Source organism: bacterium (genome assembly GCA_016702305.1).
Taxonomy (GTDB): domain Bacteria; phylum Electryoneota; class RPQS01; order RPQS01; family RPQS01; genus JABWCQ01.
The window spans coordinates 961262-974710 of record JADJEH010000001.1 but is presented as its reverse complement, the minus strand read 5'-3'; the positions used below and the strand labels follow the sequence as shown (position 1 = coordinate 974710).

14 protein-coding genes are annotated in these 13449 nt (G+C 58.7%); all 14 read left to right on the top strand.

The features are described 5' to 3' along the window. Nucleotides 1–85 precede the first annotated feature (85 nt). The 14 genes from IPH10_04170 (at nucleotide 86) to IPH10_04105 (ending at nucleotide 13432) form a co-directional block, all read left to right on the top strand. Complete coding sequence (locus IPH10_04170) at nucleotides 86–1246, top strand: cysteine desulfurase (protein ID MBK6910117.1); 1161 nt, start codon at nucleotides 86–88, stop codon at nucleotides 1244–1246. Further along, complete coding sequence (locus IPH10_04165; GenBank protein ID MBK6910116.1) at nucleotides 1243–2082, top strand: hypothetical protein; 840 nt, start codon at nucleotides 1243–1245, stop codon at nucleotides 2080–2082. The genes IPH10_04170 and IPH10_04165 overlap by 4 nt, the downstream gene beginning before the upstream one ends. 6 nt (nucleotides 2083–2088) lie before the next feature. Further along, nucleotides 2089–3240: a tRNA 2-thiouridine(34) synthase MnmA gene (gene mnmA / locus IPH10_04160; GenBank protein ID MBK6910115.1), complete on the top strand. Its 1152-nt coding sequence runs from the start codon at nucleotides 2089–2091 to the stop codon at nucleotides 3238–3240. Further along, nucleotides 3237–4109, top strand: coding sequence for a 3-methyl-2-oxobutanoate hydroxymethyltransferase (gene panB / locus IPH10_04155; protein MBK6910114.1), 873 nt, complete (start codon nucleotides 3237–3239; stop codon nucleotides 4107–4109). The genes mnmA and panB overlap by 4 nt, the downstream gene beginning before the upstream one ends. A 5-nt stretch (nucleotides 4110–4114) precedes the next feature. Next, nucleotides 4115–4948 carry a pantoate--beta-alanine ligase gene (locus tag IPH10_04150; protein MBK6910113.1) on the top strand — a complete coding sequence of 278 codons (834 nt, stop codon included), beginning with the start codon at nucleotides 4115–4117 and terminating at the stop codon, nucleotides 4946–4948. A gap of 90 nt (nucleotides 4949–5038) precedes the next feature. Beyond that, the gene (locus IPH10_04145; GenBank protein ID MBK6910112.1) at nucleotides 5039–5734 is read left to right on the top strand and encodes an NTP transferase domain-containing protein; all 696 of its coding nucleotides are present in this window, start codon (nucleotides 5039–5041) and stop codon (nucleotides 5732–5734) included. Between the two features lie 64 nt (nucleotides 5735–5798). Beyond that, nucleotides 5799–6302 carry a hypothetical protein gene (locus tag IPH10_04140; GenBank protein ID MBK6910111.1) on the top strand — a complete coding sequence of 168 codons (504 nt, stop codon included), beginning with the start codon at nucleotides 5799–5801 and terminating at the stop codon, nucleotides 6300–6302. Nucleotides 6303–6589: 287 nt separating this feature from the next. Next, complete coding sequence (gene rsfS / locus IPH10_04135) at nucleotides 6590–7207, top strand: ribosome silencing factor (GenBank protein ID MBK6910110.1); 618 nt, start codon at nucleotides 6590–6592, stop codon at nucleotides 7205–7207. Beyond that, a complete protein-coding gene (locus tag IPH10_04130; GenBank protein MBK6910109.1) occupies nucleotides 7204–8844 on the top strand; it encodes an arginine--tRNA ligase in 1641 nt (546 codons plus the stop codon). The genes rsfS and IPH10_04130 overlap by 4 nt, the downstream gene beginning before the upstream one ends. A gap of 1 nt (nucleotide 8845) precedes the next feature. Further along, entirely contained in the window at nucleotides 8846–9796 is a 951-nt protein-coding gene (locus tag IPH10_04125; protein MBK6910108.1) for a sugar kinase, read from the top strand. Beyond that, entirely contained in the window at nucleotides 9793–10806 is a 1014-nt protein-coding gene (gene mtnA / locus IPH10_04120) for an S-methyl-5-thioribose-1-phosphate isomerase (GenBank protein MBK6910107.1), read from the top strand. Before IPH10_04125 ends, mtnA begins: the two co-directional genes overlap by 4 nt. 22 nt (nucleotides 10807–10828) lie before the next feature. Then, nucleotides 10829–12046: a tetratricopeptide repeat protein gene (locus tag IPH10_04115; GenBank protein ID MBK6910106.1), complete on the top strand. Its 1218-nt coding sequence runs from the start codon at nucleotides 10829–10831 to the stop codon at nucleotides 12044–12046. Between the two features lie 61 nt (nucleotides 12047–12107). Beyond that, nucleotides 12108–12773 (top strand): di-trans,poly-cis-decaprenylcistransferase, encoded by a 666-nt coding sequence (gene uppS / locus IPH10_04110; protein ID MBK6910105.1) that lies wholly within the window; start codon nucleotides 12108–12110, stop codon nucleotides 12771–12773. Continuing rightward, complete coding sequence (locus tag IPH10_04105) at nucleotides 12770–13432, top strand: FAD-binding protein (GenBank protein MBK6910104.1); 663 nt, start codon at nucleotides 12770–12772, stop codon at nucleotides 13430–13432. The genes uppS and IPH10_04105 overlap by 4 nt, the downstream gene beginning before the upstream one ends. Nucleotides 13433–13449: the final 17 nt, after the last annotated feature.

The window sequence follows — 13449 nt, the reverse complement described above, 5'->3', positions numbered from 1 at the left end:
GTTACGTAAATTGGTGAGGTTTGTCAAGGGGAGGGAGTGCAAGAAAACTTGCATTTTCAAGGGGTAATGGGTATATTTACAGGTTATGGCCAAGCCTGTTTATTTGGATAATGCGGCGACAACGGCACCTGCTCCCGAGGTGGTCGAAGCGATGCGCGTCGCCCTGACGAATCTGTGGGGGAATCCGTCCAGCGTTCACGAGCGCGGTAAACAGGCGAAAATGGCCATGGAAACCGCCCGGCAGCAGATTGCGGGGCTGGCTCATTGCCACAGTGACGAAGTGTATTTTACATCGGGCGGCACAGAGGCTGACAATTGGGCGATCGAGGGCGCGCTGGCCATGAGCAGCAAGGCTCACAAGCATTTGATCGTGTCGGCGTTCGAACACCACGCGATCCTCGACGCGGCGAAGGCCGCGGACAAGAGTGGGGCGATGCTGACGGTTGTGCCCGTGTCCCCGGACGGCGTCGTGGATCCGCAACAGATCGCAGAGGCGATTCGGCCTGAGACTGTGGTTGTTTCGGTCATGCACGTCAATAACGAGCTGGGGACGGTGCAGCCCATTGAAGAAATCGGCCGACTCTGCAAACAGCATGGTGTGATGTTTCATAGTGATTGCGTGCAGAGCTTTGGCAAACTACCGCTGAATTTTGCCGCGTTGCCGATAGACATGATTTCGATCTCCGCGCATAAAATCCACGGTCCCAAAGGAGTTGGTGCGCTGATCGTGCGGCGGGGGACGCGATTGGCGCAGAAGCAATACGGCGGCAGTCAGGAACGGGGTAAACGCACAGGTACCGAGAATTTGCCGGGAATCGTGGGGTTTGGGATGGCTACGGAGTTAGCGCTGGCGAACATGGCGAGCGATGCGGTCCGCCTGAGGTCCTTGCGCGATAGCTGCGAGCAGGCCTTATGCGACAAGATTCCGGGTGTGGTTGTGAACGGCAGGTCGGCGCAGCGAGCGGACAATATCTTGAATGTTCGTGTATCGGGTTGTGACGGGGAAGAGCTGTTGATCGCGCTGGACATGCGCGGTATCTGCGTGTCCACTGGCGCGGCGTGCAGCGCGGGCGCGCATGGCGCCTCGCATGTCATGACAGCACTTGGATTGTCCACGGAGGACGCGCGTGCGAGCTTGCGCATCAGTTTCGGCCGTTATAGCACGCCGGAAGACGTCGCGGAGCTGGTTCTACAACTGCCGCAAATTGTGGCGACACAGCGCGCGGCGGCGCCGATGCCGCGATGAACGGACGACGGGCAATCATCCTGCTGGCCGCGCTCATGCTCGGCCTGGGCTGTGACCGGGCGGACTATTCACCGCAACGGCTGCGCGCGGAACACGCGCTGTTGGCCAAGCAGGACATGGCGTTCATCAAGCGGGGGCGGGACTTCGGTTACTATGACGTTACGGTGATTAGCGACCGCGGCGACACGCTTCATTGCAACTACCGGGTGCCGGCCGGAGTGCTTAATCGCAAGTTAAAGGCGCTACTCTGGCTATATGATTCGCCGGACACGGTGGACATGTCTGTGCTGGATGGTACCGCTGCGGGACGTGTCACTGCGGTGTTGGGGTGCAATCTGCATGACGCCTTTGAGCGCGACGGCTCCGGGGCCGTGAAGAGTGGCAAGTCCAACGCGATGAGTGGTCTCTTGGATACGCGGCGACGCGTGGACTTGCTCTTGCAACTATTGCGTAAGCACCAGGTGAACGACAGCTTGCAGATATTTGTCGGCGGTGAAGGTCTGGCTGCCGTGGCGGCGATTCCGGCCCTAGCAGGTCAGTCAAAGCGGCATGCGGGCATCGCGCTGGCGGACCTGTCGGGTGGGCAGGCACTGGCCGAGCAGTGGACGGAGTTTGAATTTGCGCAGGCGGCAACGTGGTCGGGGGAATTGCGCGGACACGTGGCGCTGTTTGATGATCAGGACCCGGGCATCGCCTTCGCGCAGTCACCGCAACGCTGGCCGTTGTCGGGTACAAGTTTAGAATCAGTCGTGCGGTGGGTGGCCGGTGGCGACACGCTCGCAAGCCAAGTGCCGGTGGACACCACATTTTCGCGAGTCGTGAAAGTCGAGTCATAACGAAGCATGTCTAACGAGCAGAGCGCACTGATCGCATCGCCCGCGGTGCACACACGCACGACCGTGGCAATCGCCATGTCGGGCGGGGTGGACAGCTCCGTGGCGGCGGCGTTGCTGCTTGAGCAGGGTTTTGACGTGGTTGGCTTGACGATGCATCTGTGGACGGACGAGAAGGGCGAAGAAATGTCGCTCAATCGGGCCAGCGGCTGTTGCAGTATAACGATGGCGCAGGACGCGCGCGCTGTGGCCGACAAACTGGGTTTCAAGCACTACGTGCTGAATTTATCACGCGAGTTTCACGGCGCGGTCGTTGAGAATTTCGCGGGCGAGTACCTGCGCGGCCGGACGCCGAATCCGTGCGTGCGTTGCAACACGTTTGTGAAGTGGCAGACGCTGCTCGAGAAGGCGCGCAAGCTGGGCTGCGAGTATCTGGCGACCGGGCACTATGCCCGAGTTGAGCGCGGCGCGGGACGCGCGGTACTGCGGCGGGCCTTGTTTCCGGAGAAGGACCAGTCTTATGCGTTGTGGGGATTATCGCAATTCAGTCTGAACCATACGCTGTTTCCGTTGGGTGAACTGGCCAAGAGCGAGGTTCGCGAGCTGGCTCGCAAGTACGACCTTGCGACGGCTGAGAAGCCTGAGAGTCAAGATATTTGTTTCGTACCGGATAATAACTACCGGCGCTTCTTGGCGGACAATTACTCGTCACAGTTGACGGTGTTGGGAACGGGGGAATTCATCGGTCCGGACGGACGGGTGCTGGGTCGTCATGACGGGATCGCGCATTACACCGTGGGCCAGCGCAAGGGGCTGGGTTTGTCGGCAGGCAAGCCGTTATACGTGAAGCGGATTGATCCGGCGACGGACCGCGTGTATCTGGACTTTGACGAGAATCTGGGCGAGACATCCGCTTACGGAGTTGATGCAAACTGGGTGTCCATTGCCGAACCGGTTGGTCTAATTGAGTGCGCGGTGAAAGTGCGCTATCGTTCCGAACCCATTGCGGCGCGTGTTACGCCACGGGCCGGGAATGAAGTACGGATCGAATTTGGCGAAGCTGTGCGGGCGATTACTCCGGGGCAGTCGGCGGTATTCTATCGGGATGATGTTGTTTTGGGTGGAGCGATTCTGCAAGCAACGGAAGGAGCGGAACGATGAGCAAAGCGGCGGCGGCATTCCCGCGCGTAACGGCTCCGCAAATCGTGGCGTGCAAAGCGGAAGGCCGGAAGATTGTTGGGCTGACGGCCTACGATGCGGTGTTCGCGGCGCTGGAAGAGGAAGCGGGAGTGGATTTCCTGCTGGTCGGTGACAGCGCGGGCAACGTGATTGCCGGACACGCCACGACGATTCCCATGACCATGGACGCGATGTTGTTCCTGACGCGCTGCGTATCGCGCGGCACGACGAGGGCGATGGTCGTAGCAGACATGCCGTTTGGTTCATTTCAAGTCTCGCCGGAAGATGCTGTGCGCAATGCGATTCGTTTCCTGAAAGAGGGCGGAGCGCAAGCTGTGAAGGTTGAAGGCGCGGGCTATCTGATTCCGACGGTGCGGAGATTGGTTGAAGCAGGGATTCCAGTGATGGGACACTTAGGGCTGACGCCGCAGATGATCAACGTATTCGGTGGGTACGGCGTGAAGGCGACGACGGAGAAAGAAGGCGAGCGCCTGTTGAACGACGCGCTGGAACTTGAGCAGGCCGGAAGTTTCGCGATCGTGTTGGAGAAGATTCCCGCGAAATTGGCGGAGCGCGTTTCGAAGCGGCTGCACATTCCGACCATTGGGATTGGATCGGGGGCGCAGTGCGACGGTCAGATTCTGGTGAACTACGATTTACTGGGTATCTTCGACAAGTTCAAACCGCGCTTTGTGCGCCACTATATGCCCGGCGCGGAGCTTGTGCGCAATGCGGTGACGTCATGGGTGACCGATGTTCGCGAGGGCTCATTTCCGGCAGCCAGCGAGTCCTATGAGGCGCCGACAAAAGAGGCCGACAAGAAAACCACGCGAAGGGCGCGCGGGTCGTGAAACTGCTGAAGACTCGCGATGAACTGAACGGGGAACTGGATCCCTTGTGGCAGGCGGCGGCGCGCATCAGCTTGATTCCGACGATGGGTGCTCTGCACGAGGGCCACTTAAGTCTGGCGAGGTTGTGCGGCCCGTGCGACGTACGTGTCATGACGATATTCGTAAATCCGACTCAGTTTGGTCCGGGCGAAGATTTTGGGCGTTATCCGCGAACGCTTGACCACGATTTGCAGCTCTGCGAACAGGAGGGGATTGACTTCGTCTACGCACCGTCTGTTGACGACATGTACGGTGGCATGCCGAACGTTGAAATCGAACCCGGAGCGTTGGCGGAACAGTGGGAAGGAACGATTCGGCCCGGGCATTTTCGAGGGGTCCTGACGGTCGTGGCCAAGCTCTTACATCAGACACGGCCCGACACGGCGGTGTTTGGCGAGAAGGATTTTCAGCAACTCGTTCTGATTCGGGCAATGTGTCGGGCATTGGATTGGCCTGTTGAGATTATCGGTGGGCCGATTCTGCGGGAGGCGGACGGGCTGGCGATGTCCTCTCGAAATCGCTTTCTGAAGCAGACCGAACGCGAGTCTGCCACGGCTCTTTACCGGGCCTTATGCGCCGGACAGGCGGCGGTTACCTCGGGTCAAACGTCTTTGGCAGACGTGCAACGGGTTATGCTGGACGTTGTGGAGAGCGTGGACGGGGTGAAGGTGGACTACCTCACCGCGGTAGACGGCGGGACATTGTGCGAAGGGCCGTTTGTGGGACCCGAATCCCGGCTGATTGGAGCGATTCGTGTGGGTAGTGTGCGGCTCTTGGATAATCTGGCTGCGGCGACGTAAATATGGAACTTTTAACGGCCTGAAACGGTTTTCTCTGTGAGCAATCAAGCCTTAGCGGTGGTGATATTGGCGGCTGGCAAGGGGACGCGCATGAACTCCGAGCTGCCGAAAGTGCTGCATGAAATAGCCGGCCGGGCGTTGGTCTTGCGGGTGCTGGACACGGCCCGTGAGATCGGTGCAGGTCAAACTGTGGTCGTCGTCGGCCATGGGCGTGAATTAGTCGAATTGGCGATTCATGGTCAGGCGGACCGTGCTGTCATTCAAGATCCGCCGCTGGGGACCGGTCACGCCGTTTTGCAAGCAGAACCGGTGATAGCGCGCGAGTGCGGAGAGGTTCTGGTCCTTTCCGGTGATGTTCCCTTGTTACGGGCGGATACACTGCGGGACCTGATCCAGACGCACCGTGACGCGGAGGCTTCGCTAACGGTTCTATCCACGACCGCACCGAATCCGTTCGGCTACGGCCGCATCGTTCGGGACACGGACGGGGAATTCGTGGGAATAGTCGAGGAGAAGGATGCGACTTCGGAGCAACGTAATATCAGTGAAATCAACAGTGGGATTTACGTTGTGGTCCGGTCGGCGTTATTCAAGGCCTTGCGCAAGGTCACCCCGAACAACGCCAAGGGCGAGTATTACCTGACGGATATCGTTGGGATATTGGCCCGGGACGGGCTGAAGATTCAGGCTGTGAATTGTGCGCCGTTCGCTGAGCTTCAGGGGATAAACACGCCTGAGGAACTGCAACGTTCTGAGGCGGCGTGGTTGGCACGGCAAGCCGGGTGAGACGTTGATTATCATGAAGTTTGTCAGTATTTTACGGAATCAAACGAAAACCGAGGAACGTTCGATGCGAGTCTTCGTGCTGGCTGTTTTGTGCAGCTTGCTGCTCAGCACCTCGAGTTGGAGCCAATATCGCTCACAACCCACCAGTAGTTCCACGTCCGATTACCTGCGGGGTCATGAGCAGGGGCTGGGCCTTACGGCGATGCGAGGGCTACTCGATCCGTCCCGCATGAACATGTCGCACTCGATGAGTTTTGGATATGCGAATGCGGGCGGTACGGGAGTGTCACGCGGACTGTACATGAATCGCATAGACTACCAGATTGCCCGGCCATTATTGCTGACGACACATCTCGGGTACCAGTTTCAACCGAGCGGTCCAGAGGAATGGAATCCTGCCAAGACCGGCAACGATTTTGTCGGAGCCGCGGACTTAACATGGTCGCCGACGCGTAACTCGCAGTTTCGTTTGTCTGTTGCGCGGGGAATGTCGCCCTACCAGAGTATGGGGTACGGCGGTTACTCGGGTTACGACGCTTATCCGTGGATGTTCCCCGGCCGACGATAGCGACAGGGAGGCTTCTGTCACCGACGGCTCACTCCACTTTTTCTCGCCTACCGGATCGGTTGGCCATTTCTTAGCGACCGAGAGTCACAGGTTCTCGGTCGCATTGCTTCGGAAATGGCTGTTAGTTACTCCTTTTTTGAAGATTTTGCGAATTCGTGCGCCGTGGTTACACCCGGCGCGGCTGTCGGGCGTCTAACGATTGTGAGCCGCCGCCGCCGCGACGGTTTGGTGGCGATGTTACGGCGCATTTAACCAATTTGTTTTGCGAATTATTGCGGAGATAAAGACTGAAAAACTCTCGCACATTTGAGTTAGCGCGGCACGCCGCCCTGGCCGCGTTAGAAAAGAAAGCCACCGATGTCAGGATTCTTGACCTGACCAAGCTCGACTCGATTACGGATTACTTTGTGGTCTGCACGGGACAGGTGAATCAGCAGGTGAAGGCGATTGCCGATCACGTGGAGCGGTCGGCGCGCGAGAAGCTGCAAGAGAAGGCGGCGCACCGCGAGGGCTTTGGCGCTCTGAATTGGGTACTCCTCGATTTCATAGATGTGGTGGTGCATGTCTTCCGTCCGGCGCACCGTGAGTTCTACCGATTGGAGGACCTATGGAGCGATGCGGACGTAATCGAAGTGACTGAAGACGAGTTGAAACCGATCGCGCGTTCGCCGCGCCCGCTCAAGAAGGCGGCGAGCAAGGGCACGAAGAAGGCCGTCAAAAAGGGCGCGAAGAAGGCCGTCAAGAAGAGTGCGAAGTCCGTCGGGACATCAGTCGGTCGCACTAAGCCGAAGAAGAGCGCTCCGGTCAAGAAAAGTGCGCCTGTGAAGAGAAGCGCTTCGGTGAAGAAGGTTGCTCCCGTTAAGAAGAAGGCCGCGCCGGTTAAGAAGAAAGCCAAGGGCGCGTGAAGCGAGCGCACGAGCATTTGGCGGCGGAACTTTCGGCAGCGCTGCAACGGATGGGAGTTGCCGCGCCGCAGGTGACGCTTGAGAAGCCGCGCGATGCCGCGCATGGCGACATCGCCACGAACGCGGCCTTAGCGCATGCCAAGCCGCTCGGTAAGGCGCCGCGGGCGATTGCCGATGAGCTGGTCGCCGGTCTCCGGCTTGATCCCAAGCTATTAACGTGCGAAGGAGTGGCGGGACCGGGGTTCATCAATTTCCGCTATGCCGCGGACTACCTGCAGTCCATTGCGGCATTGGCGATTCAGGCACCTGACTCGTTTGGCTCTTCCGGGGCTTTGAGCGGAAAGCGCGTATTGATCGAGTTCGTGTCGGCGAATCCTACAGGACCGCTCAATGTGGTCAGCGCCCGGGCCGCGGCGGTGGGGAATAGCCTGACGCGCATCTTCAGGGTGCAAGGCGCTGCATGCGACGCCGAGTTCTATGTGAACGACGCGGGGAATCAGGTGTTGTTGCTTGGTCAATCCGTATACGCGCGCTATGCGTCGCTGTTGGGCCGGGCAACAGAGGTGCCCGAGGGCGGCTATCTCGGCGACTACATCATTGAGTACGCTCAGGAGTTGGCCGCCGCAGACGGGGACAAATATCTCGCGCTCGATCCAGAGCAGGCTGCGGAACAGCTTGGGCAGCAGGCGATTGCGCGGCACGTCGGCATGCACCAGCGCTCGCTCGAGAGTTTTCGCGTGACAATGGACAGGTGGTACCACGAGAGCGAACTGCGCGAGCGCAACGCTGAGTGGTCAGTGCTCGCGGAGTTAGAAGCGCGGGGTGCGGTCTTCGAACGCGATGGCGCGAAGTTCGTGCGCACATCGGAGTATGGTGACACGCAGGATTGGGTTGTCGTCACTTCGCAGGGGAGGGCAACGTACTTTCTGCCGGATATCGCCTATCACCTTGACAAGTTTCGACGCGGCTATGATCCGATCATTGACATTCTGGGTCCGGATCATCATGCCTATCTGACCAAGATGGGCGCGGCGATGAAGGCGCTGGGCGAAGACGCACAGAAGCTCGAGATCATGCTGTTGCAGCATATTAATCTTCTGCGCGATGGCGAACCTGTTAAGATGTCGAAGCGCGCCGGGAAGTTGATCGAGATGGATGAGTTGGTCGAAGAAGTTGGCGTGGACGCCGCGCGATACTTCTTTCTATTGCGGCGGACGTCCACACCGTTGGACTTTGACATTGAGTTGGCGAAACGGCATTCGGACGACAATCCGGTGTTCTATGTGCAGTACGCTCATGCGCGGATCGAGTCCATATTCAGGCGCGGCGAGGTTCCCGTACCAGATGTTGCGCAGCATCTCGATTTGTTAACGCACGACGAAGAGTTGGTTCTGCTGCGCCGCTTGCGTGAACTGCAAGACGTGCTGATGGAATGCGCGACTGCGCGTGATCCGCACGCGTTAACCGTCTGGCTGCGGGAAGTGGCAGCCCAGTTTCACAGGTTTTATCATCACTGCCGGGTGCTGACCACTCCGGCGGAATTGCAAACAGCGCGGTTGTGTTTATGCCGCGCGACACAAATTGCTCTGCGGCGCGGTCTGGCGCTGTGCGGAGTATCAGCCCCGACGGAGATGTAGTGTGACGAAAGCCACGAGCAAGATTCGCAGATTGAATGGCGCGATGGCGCCAGACGTAGTGGTGGTGGGCAGTGTGGCCGTGGACGTGCTGCACACGCCAACCGTTGAAGGCAAGGTGGTGCTGGGCGGTTCAGCGTTTCATTTTTCGAACGCGGCCAGCCGTTTTGCCAGCGTGGGCATGGTCGGCGCAGTAGGTGAAGATTACCCATTTGAGCAGGCCGAATTTTTGAGACGGCGCGGCGTGGGCTTTCACGGCGTCGAAGTCAAGCCAGGTCAGACGTTCTTGTGGGAAGGGCGCTATCACGAAGGTTTCCGGACGCGCGAGACGATCCGCACGGAGCTTGGTGTCTTTGAGCATTTCTCGCCCAATTTGCCGGACAGCTATCGGCATCCGAAAATTCTCTTTCTTGCCGCGATTGAGCCGCGCTTGCAGTTGGATGTGTTGAAACAGGTCAAGCGGCCCAAGCTTGTCGCGATTGACACGTTCAAGCTGTGGATTGATATTGCGCGGCAGGACTTCTTGAAGGTCTTGAAGCAAGTTGACCTGCTTTTTGTGGATGAGTTTGAGGCGCGGTGGCTGACCGAGGCGTCGAGTTTGACGGCGGCGGCGAAGCAGCTTCGGACGATGGGCCCCAAGTGGGTGATTGTCAAGAAGGGCGAACACGGCAGTTTTCTGCTCGGACCGGGCGGCATGCATATGGCGCAGACCTATCCGGTTCAGGAAGTGGTTGATCCGACCGGCGCGGGCGACTCTTACGCGGGCGCGCTGCTGGGCTATTTGGCGGCTTGTCCGACGGTCAACGATGTGAACATGCGCCGGGGCATGCAATGGGCGAGCGTGGTTGGTTCATTCTACGTTGAAGGTTTTGGACCGGACGGGCTGAAAGACCGCTCGCGCGCAGATTTGATCAAGCGCCACGACGAATTAGCGGCGATGACGCGCGTTCCATGAGCAAGGTTGTCCCGCTGAAATGGCAGGATGGCGAACTGCTGATTCTCGATCAGCGCAAGTTGCCGGGTGAGATCAAGTGGATTGCGGCGCGCAATCACGAGACGGTTGCGAAAGCGATTGAGTCGCTGGCCGTGCGCGGAGCGCCTGTGATTGGTATTGCGGCGGCCTATGGCGTGGCGTTAGCCGGTGCCTCGGCTCGTGCCACGAAGGCGTCCGTGGAACTTGCGATTGCGCGTCTGGGCCGGACAAGACCGACGGGTTTCAACCTGTTCTGGGCGCTCGAACGGATGCGTGTATGTTTGGCGAGCCGTGATCCCGTGGACGCTGGGGCGCTTTTGCGTGAGGCAAAGTCCATCCACCGTGAAGATGCGGCGGCCTGCCAGCACATGGCGGAATTTGGCGCGGGACTGATGGACGAGGGCGAGTCGGTATTGACTTACTGTAACACCGGCGCGCTGGCGACGGGCGGCATCGGCACGGCGTTGGGCGTGATTCGCGCGGGCTACAAGGCGAAAAAAGTGCAGCAAGTGTTTGCCTGCGAGACACGGCCGGTCGGACAAGGGGCGCGCCTAACGGTCTGGGAATGCGTGCAAGAACGCATCCCGGTTACGTTGATCTGCGATAACATGGTGGCGGCGCTGATGACCGCGGGCCGGGTTCACCGGGTGTTCGTCGGCGCGGATCGCATCGCCCGGAATGGCGATACGAGCAACAAAATTGGGACTTCCGGTGTAGCGATTCTGGCGTACCAGTTCGGTATCCCGTTCCATGTTGTCGCGCCATCCACGACATTTGACGGCGGACTTGCGACCGGCGCCGAGATAGTGATTGAAGAGCGGAGTCCGACTGAAGTTCTCAAAACGACGCCGGGTCTCGATCAGCTGCCGCGTGTAAATGTTTGGAATCCGGCGTTTGACGTGACGCCGGCGAAGTTCATCACGTCAATTATCACGGAGCGCGGCGTGTATCGCGCGCCGTATTCATTTTCCGTAACAGACAGCAATCGGTAACTTCTGGCAGGTGACCTAAGTTATGAAGCGCACATTTTTTCTCATGCTCGTTCTCGCCGTCGCCGCTCATTCCGCGTGGGCGTCGGTCGAACTGACGTCGGCTCGTATCTACAAGAAGCAGGGCGAATTGGCCAAGGCCGCGGAATTTTACGATTTGGCGATTACCAAGGAACCTGACAATCTTGAGGCTCGCGCCGAACGCGGCGAATTGCTGGGGATGGTTGCCATGGACGCGGCGCAAATGGGTTTGCGCAAGCGATTGTCCGGTGATGCCGAGAATCCGCAGCACGTGCTTTTGGACCGGATGATGCAGGATTACACGGCCGTTAAGCAGGCTGGAGACGACAAGAAGATCAAGAAACTGCTCAAAGCGCTTGATGGGCAGGTTCAAGAGTATTGGTGGGAGTTTTACAGCAAGGCATTGTCTCAGGACACCACTTACAAGGGGATGATGGCGCGTGAGAGTATGGAGAATGCAGAGACGGTCATCGGTGTGGGCCTGCAGAATGCGGAATTGGCGATGCTGCTGATGCCCGGCGACTGGAGCAGCCACTTCGTTTACGCGGAACTCATTGGATTTAAGGGCAAGGATGATGCGTACGTAGCGGCCTGGCAGGACGCGTTGAACATGCTCGAGAATTCGAGTCTGCGCACGGAGAAGCCAGAAGACTATGAGAACAACAGGCGCTACGCCCGGCTGCAGTTAATACAACACTCGTACGCGACCGAGAATCACGCGCAGACGATCCAATTGGCCGATCAACTGCTGGCAGACGAGCCATCCAATGTGGAAGCCGTGCAATATAAGGCTTTTTCGTTGGCAACGTTGGCGAATGACGAGACGCGTCCGCCTGCCGAACGTGACTCTTTGAAACGTGTGGCGTTAAATGCGCTGAGTGATGCGCGGACGACGAATCCTCTTGACGAGAACATTATTTACTACATCGGCCAGTTCAATCTGCAATTGGCGGACACTGCCGCAGCGTTGGCGGCCTTCGATGAATTTCTTGGGAAAGCACCCACGGACCGTGACGTGCTGTTCATGCAAGGGCTTATCTACCTTGAGGGTGAGAAGTTCGGGGATCTGAATAAGGCGGCGGACAAGTTCGGTGCGATTACGAAGGCTTTCCCGGAAGACGGCGCGGCGTGGACGAACTACGGCATCGCGCTGTTGCGGCAAGGAAAGACGGATGAGGGCAAAGAGGCCATGAAGAAGGGTGAAACCTTCTCTGGCAACTAAGACCATTCATTCGACGGTGACGAGCACGCCGGCAAAGATTCCCGCGCATGTCGCGATCATCATGGACGGTAACGGTCGGTGGGCCGAGGCGCATGGATTGTCGCGGCTGGCCGGTCATCGTGAAGGCGTGAAATCCGCGCGGGACATTGTGCGGACGGCGGGCGAGGTGGGCGTCAAGCATCTGACATTGTACACGTTTTCGACGGAGAATTTTCGCCGTTCGAAAGTGGAAGTTGACGCTCTGATGCTGTTGCTGGTCACCACGATTGGCAAGGAAGTTCGGAATTTGATGGAGAACAACGTGCGTCTGAGCGTAATCGGCCGCACGGAACAGCTTCCCTCCGCGACACAGAGTGCCTTGCGTTCGGCCGTGGACAAGCTGGCGGACAATACCGGTCTGCATCTTGTCCTGGCGATTGCCTACGGGGCGCGGCAGGAGATTCTGGATGCCGTGAACCGCTTACGGAATACGACCGGCGAGATCGGCGAGGCGGAATTGAGTGCGGCGATGTATACCGCGGGGACTCCGGATCCTGATCTTATAGTGAGAACATCCGGCGAAATGCGGCTTTCGAATTTTTTACTGTGGCAGGCGGCGTATTCGGAGTTGGTTGTGACGCCGACGCTGTGGCCTGACTTTCGTCGTGCCGAGTTTTTACAGGCGATAGAGGAATACGGCAGGCGCGAGCGACGCTACGGGGCGCGGACAACGGGAGTGGAATCATGAATTGGGCTGAGCGGTTCGGGGACGCAACATTCGGGTTCTTGCAAGAACGGCCATACCCGGTCGCTTCACCGGCGTCGGTGGAAGCTGTTCAGCAGATTGTGCAAGCCTGCGCCGATGAGAATTGGCGCGTTCTGCCGTTAGGCCAAGGCAGTTCATTCCCGCCGAACTTTGCGCTGCGCAGCGAACGAGTATTTGCAGTAATCACGAGCCGGCTGCGCGACGTTGAACGGTTGCCCAATGGTCGTATGCTGTGCGGGCCCGGTGTGCCTGTCCAGAAGCTGATCGTGACGGAGCAACTTGTTGAACGAAAGACGATTGGCGGACTGCTTTGCGGTGTTGGGGATGCAGTTACGCGTTCCGCGGCCCGGTCGTTTTGGCAGCTTGTGCATTCCGTGGAGTTGCTCGACTCGAAGGGGCAAGTGATGGCGCTGGCAGGCCCGGCGTCGCCGCAGTATCTGCTTGGTGCTTCGGCAGCGATGCTGCTTGAATCGCGTGGCAAGTCAGGTATTGTGATCGGAGTGGAGTTCGCGGCTGATGAACTGCCGTTTGAGCTTGGCCGCAAGTCGTTATTGAGCGGCCAGTCCGAACAGTTGCCGTATGCGGTCAGCCGTCAGGTGAGCAATCGTCAAGCCGACACACTGTCCCTGTTTGATTGGTAAGCGCCGATGAGCGCGGA

What these genes read in the sequence shown, in the direction of transcription:
- mtnA (MBK6910107.1), top strand. Translation starts at nt 9,793, where the DNA reads ATGAGCAAGGTTGTCCCGCTGAAATGGCAGGATGGCGAACTGCTGATT.
- IPH10_04165 (MBK6910116.1), top strand. Translation starts at nt 1,243, where the DNA reads ATGAACGGACGACGGGCAATCATCCTGCTGGCCGCGCTCATGCTCGGC.
- uppS (MBK6910105.1), top strand. Translation starts at nt 12,108, where the DNA reads ATGGACGGTAACGGTCGGTGGGCCGAGGCGCATGGATTGTCGCGGCTG.
- IPH10_04145 (MBK6910112.1), top strand. Translation starts at nt 5,039, where the DNA reads ATGAACTCCGAGCTGCCGAAAGTGCTGCATGAAATAGCCGGCCGGGCG.
- panB (MBK6910114.1), top strand. Translation starts at nt 3,237, where the DNA reads ATGAGCAAAGCGGCGGCGGCATTCCCGCGCGTAACGGCTCCGCAAATC.
- mnmA (MBK6910115.1), top strand. Translation starts at nt 2,089, where the DNA reads ATGTCTAACGAGCAGAGCGCACTGATCGCATCGCCCGCGGTGCACACA.
- IPH10_04170 (MBK6910117.1), top strand. Translation starts at nt 86, where the DNA reads ATGGCCAAGCCTGTTTATTTGGATAATGCGGCGACAACGGCACCTGCT.
- IPH10_04115 (MBK6910106.1), top strand. Translation starts at nt 10,829, where the DNA reads ATGAAGCGCACATTTTTTCTCATGCTCGTTCTCGCCGTCGCCGCTCAT.
- IPH10_04105 (MBK6910104.1), top strand. Translation starts at nt 12,770, where the DNA reads ATGAATTGGGCTGAGCGGTTCGGGGACGCAACATTCGGGTTCTTGCAA.
- IPH10_04140 (MBK6910111.1), top strand. Translation starts at nt 5,799, where the DNA reads ATGCGAGTCTTCGTGCTGGCTGTTTTGTGCAGCTTGCTGCTCAGCACC.